A 16,132-nucleotide genomic window follows, 5' to 3' on the forward strand; every position below is an offset into this window, starting at 1 on the left:
GCGGGCACCGTCCTGGCCGTGGCGATGGTGGCCACGGTCGCGCTCGGACTGTTCGCCGTACGGGGGCGCGGCGGGGGTGGGGGCGGGCTCGCGGAGTGGTCGGTGGGCGGGCGCTCGCTGGGGACCGTCTTCATCTGGGTGCTGATGGCCGGCGAGGGCTACACGAGCTTCAGCTACCTGGGGGCGGCCGGCTGGGGCTACGTCTACGGGGCGCCGGTGACGTACGTCATCGCGTACATGTCCTGCGGGTACGCGCTCGGCTACGTCGTCGGTCCGATGCTGTGGGACTACGCGCGCCGGCACGGCCTCGTCGGGATCAGCGACATGGTCGCCCACCGCTACGACCGGCCCTGGCTCGGGGCGGTCGTGGCGCTGCTCGCCACCGTCTTCCTGTTGCCGTACATCCAGTTGCAGATCACCGGCATGGGCGTGGTCGTCTCCACCGTGACGTACGGCGCGGTCTCCCTGGAGTGGGCCTATTTCGTGGCGTTCGCCGTGACCACCGGTTTCGTGGTGGTCAGCGGGCTGCGCGGCAGCGCCTGGGTGTCGGTCCTCAAGGACGTGCTGGTCATCGGCACGCTGGGGTTCCTCGCCTGGTACGTGCCGGTGCACTACTTCGGCGGCTACGGGGAGCTGTTCGACCGGCTCGTCGCGGAGCGGCCCCAGTGGCTGACGCTGCCCGGACACGGGAGCGGGCCCGGGGGCGAGGGCCGGTTCGGGATCGGGTGGTTCGCCTCGACGACCGTGCTGAACGCGCTGACCGTGGTCATCTTCCCGACCACCGTCGCCGGCTACCTCGGCGCGCGCGGCGCGGACACGCTGCGGCGCAACGCCGTGCTGCTGCCCGCCTACAACCTGCTGCTGTTCGTGCCGATGCTGCTGGGGATGGCCGCGCTCTTCGTGGTGCCGGGGCTGACGGGATCCGAGTCCAACCTCGCGCTGTTCAAGCTGGTGGTCGACTCCCTGCCCCCGTGGGTGGTCGGGGTGGTCGGGGTGGCGGCGGCACTGTCGTCGATCGTCCCCATGGCGGTGTTCATGCTGGTCATCGGCACCATGTGGGGCCGCAGCGTACTGCCGTTCCTGCCGGGCTGGAGCGCGCCGGAGCGGCAGCGGAGGGGGGCGCGGATCGTGGTGGTCGTGGCCGGGGCGGTGGCGCTGGTGATGACCTACGTCGCCCCCAACACCCTGGTCCGGCTGTCGCTGGTGTCCTACGAGGGGATGGCGCAGCTGGTGCCCATGCTGCTGCTCGGGCTGGTGTGGCGCAGGTTGACGACGCTCGGGGCGGTCTGCGGGCTGGTGGTGGGGGTCGGGGTGGTCTGCGGGTTGGTCTTCGGCGGGCGGGACCCCGTGTGGGGGGTGAACGCGGGGATGGTGGCGCTCGCCCTGAACCTCGCGGTGGCCGTGGCGGTGAGCCTGGCGGGGGCGCGCTCCGGGGTGGGGTCCGGGAAGCCGGACGGGCGGTCGGACGAGGAGGTGCTGGCCCGGGATCCGCTTCCGGGGGCGGACGCCGGGCCTGTTGCCGGAGGGTCGCCTGCCGGAGGGTCGACTGTCGGAGGGGCGCGCTAACATCGCTCGTGAGTCCCCTTCCCCGTACGGGGGTTCGGGCTCGTCGGTCGGAAGGGGGCGGTCCGCATGGTCCGGAGCACCGGCGCGCGCTCGCCGCTGTCCTTCCTCGCCTTCTCTCGCGCGTCCCGACTGGTCGCCCTCCTGCTGGTGCTGGGCGGCCTCTTCGGGCTCCTCTCCGGAGAGCAGGGGCTCGCGGGCGCCGTGGTCGTGCTGGCCGCGGCCGTCGCCGTGGGCGCCGCCACCCTGGGGGCCCGTCTCGTACGGCCCGTACCACCGCACCGCATACGCACCGCGATCCGAGATCGCGAGAAGCGCACGGCGTTCCTGCCGCAGCGCGATCCCGACGCCGCCGGCCGGTCCCGGCCGAGGGCGCCCGGCCGTCTCGTCCCGACGGCCGCGTAGGGGCGCGCAGTACGACCCGGTGCCGGGGTGGTTCCCGGAACCGTCTTCCGCTTTCGCTTCCGCCTGCCTGTCACCCGGTTCTCCGACCGGTTGACCGCACTGCCGCGCCCCTCGCGGGTCGTCACGCCGAAATGCACCTTCTTCGACGTTCGACGAGACCCCTCGGAGGGCCCGCGTGTCCGTTTTCACCCACCTCGTTGCCCAGTTGGGCCGGCTCCTGGAGCCGGTACTGGCCCAGTCCGCGACCGCTGCCGCGATCGTGCTGTTCACCGTGCTCGTACGCCTGGCCCTGCACCCCTTGAGCCGGGCGAGCTTCCGGGGCGCGACCCCGATGGCGGGCTGCCTGCCGATGCTGCTCCAGTTGCCGGTGTTCTTCGTGATGTACCGGGCCTTCTCCTCGTCCGAGTTCGACGGCGAGGCCAACGAACTGCTCGGGCACCGGCTGTTCGCCGCCCCGCTCGGCGGTCGGTGGACCCAGGCGCTGGCGGACGGCGGGCTGTTCGGGGAGAGCGGCGTGGTGTTCCTCGGGCTGTTCGCCCTGATCGCGGTGGTCGCCGCCTGGAGCGCGGTACGGGGACGGCGGGCCGCGGCGACCGCGCCCCCGTCGGCGCCGGCGGTACCCGCCCGGACCTCGGGCAAGGGCAAGGCCAACGGCAACGGCAAGGCCAACGGCAACGGCAAGGCCAACGGCAACGGCAAGGCCAACGGCAAGGGCCACGGCGCCGGGGCGGCGTCTCTCGGGGCGGCGCCCGCGCTGAGTGCCGAGCAGCAGGCCGTGATGCGCAAGATGGGCGGCGTCCTGCCCCTGCTCTCCTTCGGGACGCTGATCACCGCCGCGGTGGTGCCCCTGGCCGCCGGGCTCTACCTGCTGACCACCACCGCCTGGTCGGTCGCCGAGCGGGCGTGGCTCCAGCACCGCAAGGAGCGCGCCGAGGCGCGCGTCGAACGGGTCGACGGAGGCACCCGTTCCAGTCTGTGAACAGGGTCTTGCGGATTGGGTGGACATCTTGGAGGATCAACCAATCCTCCGATGGCCGCAACCCATCGGCCGGTGCGTGGTGCGCTCAGGCATGCCCCGCGCCGACCACCCTCGACCACGGGAGAATGCCCATGAAGCTGCTGCGTGTAGGACCCGTAGGGTCGGAGCGCCCCGCGCTGCTCGACCAGGACGGCACCCTGCGTGACCTCTCCGGCCTGATCGCGGACGTGGACGGCGACCTGCTCTCCGACGACTCCGTGCTCACCCGGGTACGGGAAGCCGCGGCGGCCGGCGAGCTGGCGGTCCTCGACGCCGAAGGGCTGCGCATCGGCTCCCCGATCGGCCGCATAGGCAAGATCGTGGGCATCGGGCTGAACTACCACGGGCACGCGGCCGAGGTCGGCGCGCAGGCGCCGCCGGAGCCGATCGTCTTCCTGAAGTCCCCGGACACCGTGGTCGGCCCGGACGACACCGTGCTGATCCCGCGCGGCAGCGTGAAGACCGACTGGGAGGCCGAGCTGGCCGTCGTCATCGGCAGCACGGCCCGCTACCTCGACTCCGCGGAGCAGGGCCTGGCGCACGTCGGCGGGTACGTCCTGGCCAACGACGTCACGGAGCGCGCGTTCCAGAACGAGCGCGGCGGCACCTGGGACAAGGGCAAGAACTGCGAGACCTTCACCCCGCTCGGCCCCTGGCTGGTCACCGCGGACGAGATCCCGGACCCGCAGACCCTCGACGTGCGGCTGTGGGTCAACGGCGAGCTGAAGCAGGACGGCCACACCTCCGACCAGATCTTCCCGGTCGGCGACGTCGTGCGGTACCTGAGCCACTTCATGACCCTCTACCCGGGCGACGTCATCGTCACCGGCACGCCGGCCGGAGTGGCCGCCGGGCAGCCGGAGCCGAAGCCGTTCCTGCGCGCCGGGGACGTGGTGGAGGTCGAGATCGACGGCCTCGGCCGTCAGCGCCAGGAGTTCAAGAGCGCGTAGTAGCGGTCGGCAGGAGCAGCGCGCCGACTCGCGTACGAGGGGGCGGGGAGCCGGAAGGCGCCCCGCCCCTTCCGCGTACGCGCGGCCGTGGCCCTTCCGCGCCGACGCGGACGGGCGCTACGCCCCGGTGATCTCCACCGTCACCCCGTCGCGCGAGGACCGGCGGGCGGCCTCCAGGACCTCCAGGCAGGCCGCCGCCTCGTGGGCGGTGACCGGCGCGGGGCCTCCCGTACGCAGGGCCTCCGCGACCGCCGCGTAGAAGGCGGGGTAGTCGCCGTGCTCGGTCGGCACCGGGATCCCGCTGCCGGTCAGGGGGGATTCGCCGGAGCCGATCCGGCCCCACAGGTGCGGCTCCTCCTCGCCCCACAGCACGCCGTCGGCCGTGCCCGGCCGCAACCCCTCGCGCAGGGCGGCCTCCTGCGGGTCCAGCCCGTACTTGACGTAGCCGGCCCGGGAGCCGAGGACGCGGAAGCGCGGGCCGAGCTGAGCCGTGGTGGCGCTGACGTAGAGGTGCGAGCGGACCCCGCTCTCGTGGGTGATCGCGATGAAGGTGTCGTCGTCGGCCTCGGCGCCCGGACGGCGCACGTCGGCCTCCGCGTAGACCCGTACCGCCGGGCCGAACAGCACCAGGGCCTGGTCCACGACGTGGCTGCCCAGGTCGTACAGCAGGCCGCCGATCTCCTCCGGGGCGCCCGACTCGCGCCAGCCGCCCTTGAGCTGCGGACGCCACCGCTCGAAGCGGGACTCGAAGCGCTGCACCTCGCCCAGCTCCCCGTCCGCGAGGAGGCGGCGCAGGGTGAGGAAGTCGTTGTCCCAGCGGCGGTTCTGGAAGACCGAGAGGAAGGTGCCGGTCCGTTCGGCGAGGGCGGCCAGCTCGCGGGCCTCGGCGGCGGTGGCGGCGAGCGGCTTGTCCACGACGACCGGGACCCCGGCGGTGAGCGCGGCCTTCGCGAGCGCGACGTGGGTCTTGTTCGGGGAGGCGATCACGACCAGGTCGAGGGCGTCCTCGGCGTCGCCCGCGCGGGCCCACAGCTCGTCGGCGGAGTCGACGAGTCGGACGTCCGGGTAGGCCTCGCGGACCTGGGCCCGGCGCTCGGGGTCGGAGGTGACGACGCTGTCGAGCACGAGCCCGTCGGTCGCGGACACCAGGGGGGCGTGGAAGACGGAACCGGCGAGTCCGTAGCCGACGAGCGCGACTCGGAGGGGGGCGGCGGCGGGGGTGCTGTTCATGGAGACCACTTTGGCAACAGTGTTGCCTAAGTGCAAGGAGGGTGGACAATGGGCGGGTGAACAGGGGAAACGCGGTCAGTGGCGGCGCCGCCGGAGGTGGGGACGGGCGGGGCGGGGTGAACCTGCCCTTTCTGCGCGGGTACAACGACGCGCTGCTGCTGGACCTGCTGCGCGCCGCCGGCGCGCCGGGGCTCGGTCGCACCGAGCTGGCCGACCGTACGGGACTCACCCCGCAGGCCGTCAGCAAGATCACCGCGCGGCTCGCGGCGGAGGGCCTGGTCGCCGAGGCCGGGCGCGGCGCGTCGACCGGCGGCAAGCCGCGCACGCTGCTCCGCCTGGTCCCCGACGCCCGGCACGCGCTCGGCGTGCACCTGGACCGCGACGAGCTGGGGGTCGTACGGGTCGACCTCGCGGGCGCCGTCCTCGCCCGGTGGAGCGGGCCGCTCGACTTCGGGGCCGGCCCGGACGCGGTGGTGGAGGCGGTGCGGGGGGCCGTCGTACGGGTCCGCGCGCGCGGGGCGGGAGCCCCGCCGCTGCTCGGGGCGGGAGTCGCCGCACCCGGCCCGCTCGACTGGCGGACCGGGGTGCTCGGCCGGGTCACCGGGTTCCCGGAGTGGGTCGGGTTCCCGCTGCGGGAGGTGCTGGAGCGGCGGCTGGGGCTGCCGGTGACGCTGGACAAGGACACCAACGCGGGGGTCCTGGCGGGCTCCGGGAGCGGCAGCGCGGTGTACCTGCACTTCGCCAGCGGGGTCGGGGCCGGCCTCCGACTGGACGGCGCGGTCCACCGGGGCGGGCGCTCGGCGGCGGGGGAGTTCGGCCACCAGGTGCTGCGCCTGGACGGGCCGCCGTGCCGCTGCGGGGGGCGGGGCTGCCTGGAGGTGCTCTGCCTGGCGGCGGTGGCCCGGGGGGACCTGGCCCAGGCCGCGCGGATCCTCGGGGAGGGCGCGGCGAACCTGGTCGCGCTGCTGGACGTGGACCGGGTGCTGCTGGGCGGGCGCGTGGTGGCCCGGGACCCGGGGACCTTCGTGGACGGCGTCCGGGCGGTACTGGCGGCGCGGTCGCTGGGGGAGGAACCCCCGCCGGTGTCCCTGGCCGCGCGGGGCATGCCCGAGGGCGCGGCGGAACTGGCCCTGGCCCCCCTGTTCGGCACGGCCTGACCCGGCCCCGACGGGCCCGGACCGGCCCAGACCGGCCCCGCAACCGCTCCCGCAACCGTCCGATCGGCGCCCGATCCGGCGCCCGATCCGGCGCCAGATCCGGTGGTTCGGACGGTCTGGGCCAATCGGGGGTAAAGGGGGGCGGGTCGGGCGAGGGGGGTTCGGTGCGGGCCCGCGGTCGTGGGAGGGTGCGGGCAGGGCCGGGGTGATTGTCGCCTGGTCCGATGATCACCGTCCGGCGAGCAGCGAAGGTCTTCCATGCGACTGCGCAAAGCCCTTGCCCTCACCGCCCTCGGCATCTCCCTCCTCGCCACCGCCGCCGCCCCGAACGCCGCCACCGCCGCACCGACCGCCCCCGCCCCCGTGGACGTCGGCACCGGCGGTGGCGCCCGCCCCGCGCCCGCGCTGCCCTCGCGCGCCCAGGCCACCTGCGGCGACGGCAAGAGCTCCACCTTCCCCATCGGGGCCCGGATCAGGGGCGGCCCCGCCGTCTACCGGGCCGGCGCCGGCGCGCAGGCCTGGCTCTTGGACCTCACCAACAACACCAACACCACCTGCACGGCCATCCACCCCGTCCTCGTCTTCACCGACCAGGCCCGCGTCCTGCGCCCCGCGCACCTCCGCATGGAGTTCGACGCCCCCGGCGGCCCGTACGCCGTCAGCCTGGAGCACACCGACCGCGACGAGATCATCGCCGTGTTCGACGGCGGCGAGGCCTTCCCCGGCTTCGCCGTCGGCGCCGGCGGCTCCGTCACCGTCAAGGTCCGGCTCGCCTTCACCGCCGACGCCCCCCACGGCGAGGTCCTCGCCGACGCCGCGCTGGTCCAGCGCAAGGGTGACCACGGGGACGACGGGGACTGGGTCGGCGAGGCCGGCGGCTACCGGTTCTCCGTGGAGGGGCCCGACGATTCGGGCGGCGACAGCACGACCGACGACGGCTCGACCGTCGACGGGGGCGACCAGGACGGCTCCGAGACGGCCGGGTCCCTCGCCCACACCGGCCCCCGCACCGGGACGTACGGCGCCGGAGCCCTCGCGGCCCTCACCGCCGGCGCCGGCCTGCTGCTGGCCACCCGCCGACCGCGCACGCCCGCCGGACGAACCGGCTCCGCCGCGCGCGCCGAACCCGCCGCGCGCGCCGAACCCGCCGCGCCGGCGGAGCCTTCCGCGCGCTGATCCTCGTACACCTGCCCCACGTAAAGTCCCAGCGTGGAAGAACAGACCCAGCACCCGACCCACCGCCCCGGCTCGCCCGTCCGTTCCGGGATCCCCGAGCACGGCCGCATCCCCAAGTACTACGCCGTCAAGGCGCAGGTCGCGGACCTCCTCGACGAGCTGGGCGAGGGCGGCGCCCTGCCCACCGAACGCGATCTCGCCGAGCGGTACGAGGTCTCCCGCGAGACCGTCCGCCAGGCCCTGCGCGAGCTGCTCCTCGAAGGGCGGCTGCGCCGCGCCGGACGCGGCACGGTGGTCGCCGGACCCAAGCTGGAGCAGCCCCTCGCCCTCGCCAGCTACACCGAGGGCGTGCGTCGCCAGGGCCGCCGCCCCGGCCGCAACCTGATCGGGCTGGAGCGCTTCCCCTGCCCGCCCGAACTCGCCCGCGGCATCGGCGCCGAGCCCGGCGAGCCCGTCTGGCACCTGGAGCGCGTGCTGCTCGCCGACGACGAGCGGGTCGGGCTGGAGAGCACGTACATCCGGGTGGCCCGTGCCCCGCGCCTCGACATCGATTTCCGGCCGGACTCCTCCTTCTACGGCTACCTGAGCGAGCGCCTCGGCATCTCCTTCGGCGAGGCCGACGAGAAGCTGGAGACGGTCCTCGCCACGCCTCGCGAGGCACTCCTCGTCGGCACCCCGCCGGCTCTTCCGATGCTGCTCATCCACCGTTTCTCCCGGGATCAGAACGGGCAGCCGCTGGAGAGGGTGCGTTCGCTCTACCGTGGGGATCGGTTCAGCTTCACGACCCGCCTGCGGCCCGAGTAGCGGAGCACCGACCACCACCAAACGCAACGAAAGGGGCGTCATGACATCACGAGAAGGTAACGGGTCTAGTCCAAGCGTCGAGGGCTGTTCACCGGCCCGTCGCCGGACGGCCCCGCGCGGGACACGGGGCACGGCCACCTTGGACGGCGTGAGAGTCATAGTCGTCGGAGGCGGCGTGGTCGGCACCATGCACGCCTGGCAAGCAGTCCAACGCGGCCACGAGGTCGTCCAGATCGAGCGCGAAGCCGAGGCCCGCGGCGCTTCATTGCGCAATTTCGGCCAGATCTGGGTCAGCGGCCGGGCCGGGGGCGAGGAGCTCGACACCGCCCTGCGGGCCCGGGAGCTCTGGGAGCGGATCGGCGCGGAGGTGCCCGGCCTGGGCTTCCGCGCCATCGGCTCCCTCACCCCCGTACGCAACGCCCGCGAACGCGCGGTCGCCGAGGCGGCGCTCGCCCGCCCCGACGCCCCCGCCCGCGGCTACGAACTGGTCACCGCGGCCGAGGCCCGGGAGATCAACCCGGCCCTGCGCGGAGAGTTCGAGGCCGCCCTGTGGTGCGAGCGGGACGCGGCCGTCGAACCGCGCACCGCCCAGCTCCACCTGCGCGAAGCCCTCCGGGCCACCGGTCGCTACACCTTCCTGGCGGGACGCGAGGTCCGCGAGGTCACCGGCCCCGCCGAGGTCCGCGACGACCACGGCGACGTCCACCGCGGCGACGCCGTCGTCCTGGCCACCGGCGCCTGGCTGTCCGGCCTGGTCCGCGAGCTGGCCCCCGAACTGCCCGTGCGCCGCGTCCGCCTCCAGATGATGCAGACGGCCCCCCTGGGCGAGGCGCTCACCACCTCCGTCGCCGACGCCGACAGCTTCCGCTACTACCCCGCGTACCGCGGCGAGGCCCTCGACGCCCTCAACGCCGAGCAGGCACAGGCGCCGATCGCCGCCGCGCACAAGATGCAACTGCTGATGGTCCAGCGCCGGGACGGCGGACTGACCATCGGCGACACCCACGAGTACGAGCACCCCTTCGCCTTCGACACCCTCGAAGACCCCTACGAGCACCTCACCGAGGTCGTCGAGTCCTTCCTGGGCCGCTCGCTGCCGAAGATCAGGCACCGCTGGGCCGGCGTGTACGCGCAGTGCACCGACACCACCCGCGTCGTCCACCGCCAGCAGGTGGGTGACGGCGTCTGGCTGGTGACCGGACCCGGCGGCCGGGGCATGACCTGCTCGCCCGCGATAGCCGAAACCACAGCGAACGAACTGGGCTGGTGAACACCATGACCGACCGCACCACCGACAAGAAGCTCATCGTCCTCGACATGGCGGGCACCACCGTCGCCGACGGCGGCCTCGTCGAGCGCGCCTTCGAGCGCGCCGCCGAACACCTCGGCGTCGAGCCCGGCAGCGCCGACCACGAGGCCAAGCTCCAGTACGTCCGCGACACCATGGGCGAGTCGAAGATCTCCGTCTTCCGCCACCTCTTCGGCAGCGAGGACCTGGCCCGGCGCGCCAACACCGCCTTCGAGCGGGCCTACGGGGAACTCGTCGACGGCGGCCTCGTCTCCCCGATCCCCGGCGCCCGCGAGACCATCGCGAAGCTCCGCGCCGACGGCCGCACCGTGGTCCTGACCACCGGCTTCGCCCGCGTCACCCAGGACGCCATCCTCGACGCGCTCGGCTGGCGGGACCTGGCCGACCTCACCCTCTGCCCCGCCGACGCGGGCGGTCGCGGTCGCCCCTACCCGGACATGGTGCTGGCCGCCTTCCTGCGCACCGGCGCCGTGGACGACGTACGCCACACCGTCGTCGCCGGCGACACGGCGTACGACATGCTCAGCGGCAGTCGGGCCGGAGCGGGCACCGTCGCCGGCGTCCTCACCGGCGCCCACGACCGGGCCGCCCTCACCGCGAACGGAGCCACCCACGTCCTCGGCTCCATCGCCGAACTCCCCGCACTCCTGGCCGGAACCGGCACGGAGCCGGCGTGAGCGGCATCCGCTTCGACTCCGTATCGGTCGCCTACCACGGCAACACCGTCCTGGACTCTCTCGACCTGACCGTCGAACCCGGGGAGGTCATGGCCCTCCTCGGCCCCTCCGGCTCGGGCAAGACGACGGCCCTGCGCGCGGTCGCCGGCTTCGTCCGGCCCGCATCCGGACGGGTCTTGATCGGCGACCGCGACGTCACCGCCCTCCCGCCCCACAAGCGCGGCATCGGCATGGTCGTCCAGCAGTACGCGCTGTTCCCGCACATGCGGGTGCAGGACAACGTCGAATTCGGGCTCCGCGCGCAGAAGACCCCCAAGGCCGAGATCCCGGCCCGGGTCGCCGAGGCCCTGGAGATGACCGGGATGGGCGCGTACGCCCGGCGCTACCCCCGCGAACTCTCCGGCGGACAGCAGCAGCGCGTCGCCATCGCCCGCGCCCTCGCCATCCGCCCCGGCGTCCTCCTGCTGGACGAGCCCCTCTCCGCCCTCGACGCACAGCTGCGCTCCGGAATGCTGGCCGAACTGGCCCGCCTCCACCGCGAACTGCCCGAGGTCTCCATCCTGTACGTCACCCACGACCAGGTCGAAGCCCTCACCCTGGCCGACCGGATCGCCGTCATGGACAAGGCCCGCCTCCAGGACTGCGGCACCCCGCAGCAGCTCTACCGGGCCCCGCGCACCGAGTTCACCGCCTCCTTCGTCGGCAACGCCAACCTGCTCCCGGTCACCGTCGCCGACGGCGGCGCCCTCTTCGCCGGCCGCCCGCTGGAGCTGGACCCGGGCCGCGCCGCGCCGGGCTCCTCCGCGACCCTGTGCGTACGCCCCCACCTGCTCGGGCTCGGCGAGGGCCCCAACGCCCTGCGCGGCAGGATCGCCGAGGTGCAGTGGCGGGGCTCCACGCACCGGCTCTACGTCGACGTCGACGGCCACCGCGTCAAGGCCGACCTCCCCGAACTCCGGGAGACCCCGGCCCTCGGCGACGAGGTGACCCTGCACTTCGAGCCCCGCGACGGAGTGCTGCTGGCCGCCGGGGTGTCGGATGCCTGACACCCCCCGGCGAACCGCCGAGCGGACCCCGGCCCCCGGGCCCCCGACCCCGGCGCCCGGCCCGCCCCGGCCCCCCGACGGCACGGTCCCACGGCAGCCGTACCCGGCCGATCCGTACCCGCCCGCCCCGTACCCGGCCGATCAGCCCCCGCCCGGCCCGATCCCCGGCGGGCGGCCGGATGCCAGGGTCTCGCGGGCCCTGCCCCGCGCCCTCTGGGCCCTGCCTCCCGTGGTCGCGCTGGCCCTCGTATTCCTCTACCCGCTGGCGCTGGTCGTCCGGCAGTCCTTCACCCCCGACAGCGGCGGCGCCCTCGACGCCTACACCTCCGTCTTCGCCTCGCACTCCTTCCGCGAAGCGCTGGGAACCACCGTCTGGCTGGCCGTCGGGGCCACCGTCGGCTGCCTGGTCCTCGGCTTCACCCTGGCCCTGATCATCGCCTTCGTGCCGTTCCCCGGGGCCAAGGGCGTCGCCAAGTTCATCGACGTCTTCCTCTCCTTCCCCTCCTTCCTCATCACCCTCGCCCTCCTCTTCATCTACGGCACCGTCGGCATGGCCAACGGGCTCTGGACCGACACCTTCGGCGTCGCCGACGGCCCCTTCCACTTCCTGACCACACCCTGGGGCGTCCTGCTCGCCGAGATCACCTACTTCACCCCCTTCGTGGTGCGCCCGCTGCTCGCCGCCTTCTCCCAACTGGACACCGCGCAACTGGAAGTGGCCGCCGGCCTCGGCGCCCGCCCCGCGCGGATCGTCCGACGGGTGATCCTCCCCGAGGCCCTCCCGGCCCTGGCCGCGGGCGGCAGCCTGGTCCTGGTCATGTGCCTCAACGAGTTCGGGATCGTCCTGTTCACCGGGGCCAAGGACGTCACGACCCTCCCGATGCTCGTGTACGGCAAGGCCATCCTCGAATCCGACTACGCGGCCGCCTGCGTGGTGGCCGTCGTCAACATCGCGATCTCCGTCGGCCTGTTCGGCCTCTACCGGGTGGTGGGCAAGCGTGCTGGTGCATAGCAGGAGCGGCCGCTGGGCCGCCTGGTCCCTCTTCGGTCTCCTCTTCCTGCCCCTCTTCGCCCTGCCCCTCCTCGTGGTGGTGGCCGCCTCCTTCGCCACCCACTGGTCCGGCGCCTTCCCCTCCGGCCCCACGACCGAGAACTACGGCGCCGCCGTCCAGGGCGAATCCCTCCGGGCCCTGACCACCTCCCTGGTCACCGCCGTGACCGCGAGCCTGCTCGCGCTCACCGTCGGCACCTGGGCCGCGCTGGCCGCCGCCGCCCTGGGCAAGCGCGGCAAGCGTTCCCTGGACGCCCTGTTCATGCTGCCGGTCGCCGTACCGTCCGTGGTCGTCGGCCTCGCCGTCCTCGTCGCCTTCAGCCGGCCGCCCGTACTCCTCAACGGCACCGGTTCCATCGTGGTCCTGGCCCACACCGTCCTGGTCACGGCCTTCGCCCACCAGTCCGTCTCGGCCGCCATCGTCCGCCTCGATCCCGCCTACGAACAGGCGGCGGCCTCCCTCGGAGCCCGTCCCGCGTACGTGCTGTGGCGGGTCCGGCTCCCCCTCCTGCTGCCCTCCCTCACGTCGGCCGCCGGGCTCTGCTTCGCCCTGTCCATGGGCGAGTTGAGCGCCACGATGATGCTCTACCCGCCGGACTGGACCCCGCTGCCCGTCCGCGTCTTCACCGCCACCGACCGGGGCTCGCTCTTCACCGGCTCCGCCGTCGCCGTGGTCCTGATGGCCACCACCCTGCTGGTGCTCTTGGCCGTCTCCCGCATCCGCACCAAAGCCTCGTACCGCTGACTTCCGCCGACTCCCTTTCCCCGTAAGGAAGTTCCATGCCCAGCAGGATCCTGCTCCGCGCCACCGCCTCCGTCGCCGGCAGCCTCGCGCTCGCGCTCTCCCTCACCGCCTGCGGCGGCTCCACCGACTCCGGCTCCTCCGACTCGGGCAAGGGCGGCGAGAAGGTCGTCACCGTCTACAGCGCCGACGGACTCAAGAGCGAGAAGGGCGACGGCTGGTACGACAAGGTCTTCGCCGCCTTCACCCAGAAGACCGGCATCGAGGTCAAGTACGTCGAGGGCGGCTCCGGCGAGATGGTGCAGCGCGCCGTCCGCGAGAAGACCAACACCCAGGCCGACGTCATCGTCACCCTGCCGCCCTTCATCCAGCAGGCCGACGGCAAGGGCCTCCTGAAGGCGTACACCCCGCAGGGCGCCGACCAGGTCAACGGCGCCGACAAGGCCGCCGACGGCAAGTGGACCTCGGTCGTCAACAACTACTTCGGGTTCGTCTACAACAAGAAGGAGCTCGCCCAGGCCCCCAAGACCTGGGAGGAGCTGCTCGACCCCAAGTACAAGGGCAAGCTCCAGTACTCCACCCCCGGCGTCGCGGGCGACGGCACGGCCGTCCTCGTGAAGGCCGTGCACGACTTCGGCGGCAAGGAGCCGGCGCTGGAGTACCTGAAGAAGCTCCAGACCAACAACGTCGGCCCGTCCTCCTCCACCAGCAAGCTGGCGCCCAAGACGGACAAGGGCGAACTGCTCGTCGCCAACGGCGACGTCCAGATGAACTTCGCGCAGTCCAAGTCCATGCCGAACCTCGGCATCTGGTTCCCGGCCAAGGACGGCGGCAAGCCCACCACCTTCGCCCTCCCGTACGCCGCCGGCCTCGTCGACAAGGCCCCGCACGCCGAGAACGGCAAGAAGCTCCTCGACTTCCTGCTCTCCGAGGAGTCCCAGAAGCTGGTCAGCGAGGTCGGCGGCGGCTTCCCCGCACGCGGCGACGTCAAGCCGACCGACGCCAACGCCATCGAGCTGACCAAGCTCATGGGCGGCGTCGAGGTCTTCGAGCCGGACTGGGCCGACATCGACAAGAACCTCACCTCCTACGTCGACGCGTGGAAGTCCGCGACCGGCAGCTGAGCCGTCACCTGCCGGCCACCCGCCGGCGGGAGAGTGACGCTTGCATAACAGGTCTGGACCGAGGGTCGTTCCTCAGGCGCTCCCGGTCCGGACCGTCGCGTGCCCGCACCACGCACCCCACACCCCGTCTTCCCGCCCGCCCGCCTGCTCACTTGCTCCTGGAGGAGTACGTGTCTCCTGTCCCGCGCGGACGCACCCTCGCCGTGGCCGCCACCGCGACGGCCCTGCTCGCCACCGCCCTCGGCGCCCACACCGCCATCGCCGCCCCCGAGGCGGCCCCCGCGGTTACTGCGGCCGGCGCCGACAAGGTGCTGGTCATCGGCATCGACGGCGCGGTCCTCGACCGGATCAAGGCCGCCAACGCCCCGAACCTCAAGGGCCTGATGGCCCAGGGCCTCACCGCCCGCAGCACCCTCTACGCCAACCCGATGGCCGCCACCTCCTCGGGCCCCGGCTGGTCCACGATCGCCACCGGCGTGTGGCCCGACAAGCACGGGGTGAAGGACAACTCCTTCACCGGCAAGAACTACACGGCCTACCCGGACTTCCTGACCCGCGTCGAGAACGCCAAGCCGGCGCTCAACACCTACGCGGCCGCCGACTGGGAGCCCATCACCTCCACCGACCAGAACGGCCCGATCTTCTCCTCGAAGGTCGACAAGCGCCTCAGCCTCAAGGGCGACCGCGACGGTTACGGCAGCGAGGACCCGAAGATCGCGACCGCGGCAGCCGCCGAACTCCAGGGCCAGAACCCGGACGCCGCCTTCGTCTACCTCGGCGAGATCGACCACGCCGGCCACACCTCGGGCGCCGCGAGCCAGGAGTACCTGAACGCCATCGGCCGCGTGGACACCCTGGTCGGCAAGCTCCTCACCGCCGTCCAGAACCGCCCGACCTACGCCCAGGAGAACTGGAAGGTCCTGGTCACCACCGACCACGGCCACACCGACGCCGGCGGCCACGGCGGCTCCACCATCCAGGAACGCGGCACCTTCGTCATCGCCAAGGGAGCCGGCATCCCCGCCGGTTCGGTACGCGAGGACGTGCGCCTCGTCGACGTGGCGGCGACCGCGCTCGCCCAGGTCGGCGTCCCCACCACCGGTCTCGACGGCGTCCCGCTGAACACCCCCGACAGCGACCCCTTCGACACCCTGCGCCCCAACCTCCAGGCCCGCGTGGACGAGACCGGGATCCCGGCCGCCACCAAGGGGTTCACGCACACCCCGCCCGCGGGCTGGGCCGTGGACAACTCCAAGATGGGCACCGGCGGTGTGACCGAGTGGGCCGGATGGGCCTTCGCCACCGACGAGTTCTGGAGCCAGTCGCAGCGCGACCAGTGGCGCGAGCTGAACGTCCGCTCCCGTGACGTGTTCGCCGTCGCCGACTCCGACGAGTGGGACGACAAGAGCCACACCGGCACCTTCGACTCCACCCTGGTCGCCCCCAAGTGGCCCGTCACCGGCTCCACCACGCGCACCCTGTCCTTCCAGACGCACTACCGTCACGAGGCCGGCCAGAGCGCTCAGGTCCTCGTCTCCTACAACGGCGGCGCCGCGACCGTCGTCAAGAGCTACACCGCCGACGCCGTCGCCAAGGCCGAGTCCATCGCCCTCCAGGTCCCCGCCGGCGCCACCGACGTCCAGGTCCGTTTCCGCTACAGCGGAAACAACAACTGGTACTGGACCGTCGACAACGTCACCCTCGGCTGACCCCGTATCGGGGCTCCGTACCCCGCTTGTCCGGGCCGTGGGGGCGGGCCCCGGCCCCCGCCCCCCCCCGGGGGGGGGGGGGCCGCCCCCCGCCCCCCCCGGCCGACGCCCCCCCGCGCGGCGACAACACCCCGGGGCGAGCGCAAGCCCCACGAATACTGGCGGACGGAC

General features: G+C 73.3%; 15 protein-coding genes. 14 read left to right on the plus strand and 1 reads right to left on the minus strand.

Annotated elements, in window-relative coordinates; translation table 11 throughout:
* Window positions 1-24: 24 nt before the first annotated feature.
* The 4 genes from ACIOD1_RS30520 (at window position 25) to ACIOD1_RS30535 (ending at window position 3,936) form a co-directional block, all read left to right on the plus strand.
* Complete coding sequence (locus ACIOD1_RS30520) at window positions 25-1,566, plus strand: sodium:solute symporter family transporter (RefSeq protein ID WP_365624398.1); 1,542 nt, start codon at window positions 25-27, stop codon at window positions 1,564-1,566.
* Window positions 1,567-1,632: 66 nt separating this feature from the next.
* A complete protein-coding gene (locus ACIOD1_RS30525) occupies window positions 1,633-1,968 on the plus strand; it encodes a DUF6412 domain-containing protein (protein WP_401905956.1) in 336 nt (111 codons plus the stop codon).
* A 175-nt stretch (window positions 1,969-2,143) separates the two neighbouring features.
* Entirely contained in the window at window positions 2,144-2,947 is an 804-nt protein-coding gene (locus tag ACIOD1_RS30530; protein WP_401905958.1) for a YidC/Oxa1 family membrane protein insertase, read from the plus strand.
* Window positions 2,948-3,078: 131 nt separating this feature from the next.
* Window positions 3,079-3,936, plus strand: a complete 858-nt coding sequence (locus tag ACIOD1_RS30535; RefSeq protein ID WP_401905961.1) for a fumarylacetoacetate hydrolase family protein — start codon at window positions 3,079-3,081, stop codon at window positions 3,934-3,936.
* A 117-nt stretch (window positions 3,937-4,053) separates the two neighbouring features.
* On the opposite strand, the gene ACIOD1_RS30540 is transcribed toward ACIOD1_RS30535, so the two are convergent.
* Window positions 4,054-5,166: a Gfo/Idh/MocA family oxidoreductase gene (locus ACIOD1_RS30540; protein ID WP_365624164.1), complete on the minus strand. Its 1,113-nt coding sequence runs from the start codon at window positions 5,164-5,166 to the stop codon at window positions 4,054-4,056.
* A 56-nt stretch (window positions 5,167-5,222) separates the two neighbouring features.
* On the opposite strand from ACIOD1_RS30540, the gene ACIOD1_RS30545 reads away from it, so the two are divergent.
* From ACIOD1_RS30545 to ACIOD1_RS30590, 10 genes are all read left to right on the plus strand, one after another.
* On the plus strand, window positions 5,223-6,323 hold the full coding sequence (locus ACIOD1_RS30545) for an ROK family protein (protein WP_401905964.1): 1,101 nt from the start codon (window positions 5,223-5,225) through the stop codon (window positions 6,321-6,323).
* A 258-nt stretch (window positions 6,324-6,581) separates the two neighbouring features.
* Window positions 6,582-7,499: a hypothetical protein gene (locus tag ACIOD1_RS30550; protein WP_401905966.1), complete on the plus strand. Its 918-nt coding sequence runs from the start codon at window positions 6,582-6,584 to the stop codon at window positions 7,497-7,499.
* Between the two features lie 33 nt (window positions 7,500-7,532).
* Complete coding sequence (locus ACIOD1_RS30555; protein ID WP_365624158.1) at window positions 7,533-8,303, plus strand: GntR family transcriptional regulator; 771 nt, start codon at window positions 7,533-7,535, stop codon at window positions 8,301-8,303.
* Between the two features lie 148 nt (window positions 8,304-8,451).
* Window positions 8,452-9,573 carry a TIGR03364 family FAD-dependent oxidoreductase gene (locus ACIOD1_RS30560; protein ID WP_365624156.1) on the plus strand — a complete coding sequence of 374 codons (1,122 nt, stop codon included), beginning with the start codon at window positions 8,452-8,454 and terminating at the stop codon, window positions 9,571-9,573.
* 5 nt (window positions 9,574-9,578) lie between these two features.
* On the plus strand, window positions 9,579-10,289 hold the full coding sequence (locus ACIOD1_RS30565) for a phosphonatase-like hydrolase (protein ID WP_401905986.1): 711 nt from the start codon (window positions 9,579-9,581) through the stop codon (window positions 10,287-10,289).
* On the plus strand, window positions 10,286-11,335 hold the full coding sequence (locus tag ACIOD1_RS30570; protein ID WP_365624154.1) for an ABC transporter ATP-binding protein: 1,050 nt from the start codon (window positions 10,286-10,288) through the stop codon (window positions 11,333-11,335). Before ACIOD1_RS30565 ends, ACIOD1_RS30570 begins: the two co-directional genes overlap by 4 nt.
* On the plus strand, window positions 11,328-12,347 hold the full coding sequence (locus tag ACIOD1_RS30575) for a 2-aminoethylphosphonate ABC transporter permease subunit (RefSeq protein WP_365624152.1): 1,020 nt from the start codon (window positions 11,328-11,330) through the stop codon (window positions 12,345-12,347). The genes ACIOD1_RS30570 and ACIOD1_RS30575 overlap by 8 nt, the downstream gene beginning before the upstream one ends.
* The gene (locus tag ACIOD1_RS30580; protein WP_365624150.1) at window positions 12,334-13,131 is read left to right on the plus strand and encodes an ABC transporter permease subunit; all 798 of its coding nucleotides are present in this window, start codon (window positions 12,334-12,336) and stop codon (window positions 13,129-13,131) included. The genes ACIOD1_RS30575 and ACIOD1_RS30580 overlap by 14 nt, the downstream gene beginning before the upstream one ends.
* Window positions 13,132-13,166: 35 nt before the next feature.
* A complete protein-coding gene (locus ACIOD1_RS30585) occupies window positions 13,167-14,252 on the plus strand; it encodes a 2-aminoethylphosphonate ABC transporter substrate-binding protein (protein ID WP_401905971.1) in 1,086 nt (361 codons plus the stop codon).
* A gap of 170 nt (window positions 14,253-14,422) precedes the next feature.
* Window positions 14,423-15,961 carry an alkaline phosphatase family protein gene (locus tag ACIOD1_RS30590; RefSeq protein ID WP_365624146.1) on the plus strand — a complete coding sequence of 513 codons (1,539 nt, stop codon included), beginning with the start codon at window positions 14,423-14,425 and terminating at the stop codon, window positions 15,959-15,961.
* The last annotated feature ends 171 nt before the right edge of the window (window positions 15,962-16,132 follow it).

The organism is Streptomyces sp. NPDC088097 (assembly GCF_044741845.1).
Classification (GTDB): Bacteria; Actinomycetota; Actinomycetes; order Streptomycetales; family Streptomycetaceae; genus Streptomyces.

Bases quoted from the DNA above. Each gene is read 5' to 3' on its own strand.
- ACIOD1_RS30520 (WP_365624398.1), top strand. From the start codon at position 25: ATGGTGGCCACGGTCGCGCTCGGACTGTTCGCCGTACGGGGGCGCGGC.
- ACIOD1_RS30525 (WP_401905956.1), top strand. From the start codon at position 1,633: ATGGTCCGGAGCACCGGCGCGCGCTCGCCGCTGTCCTTCCTCGCCTTC.
- ACIOD1_RS30535 (WP_401905961.1), top strand. From the start codon at position 3,079: ATGAAGCTGCTGCGTGTAGGACCCGTAGGGTCGGAGCGCCCCGCGCTG.
- ACIOD1_RS30540 (WP_365624164.1), bottom strand. From the start codon at position 5,166: ATGAACAGCACCCCCGCCGCCGCCCCCCTCCGAGTCGCGCTCGTCGGC.
- ACIOD1_RS30550 (WP_401905966.1), top strand. From the start codon at position 6,582: ATGCGACTGCGCAAAGCCCTTGCCCTCACCGCCCTCGGCATCTCCCTC.
- ACIOD1_RS30565 (WP_401905986.1), top strand. From the start codon at position 9,579: ATGACCGACCGCACCACCGACAAGAAGCTCATCGTCCTCGACATGGCG.
- ACIOD1_RS30575 (WP_365624152.1), top strand. From the start codon at position 11,328: ATGCCTGACACCCCCCGGCGAACCGCCGAGCGGACCCCGGCCCCCGGG.
- ACIOD1_RS30585 (WP_401905971.1), top strand. From the start codon at position 13,167: ATGCCCAGCAGGATCCTGCTCCGCGCCACCGCCTCCGTCGCCGGCAGC.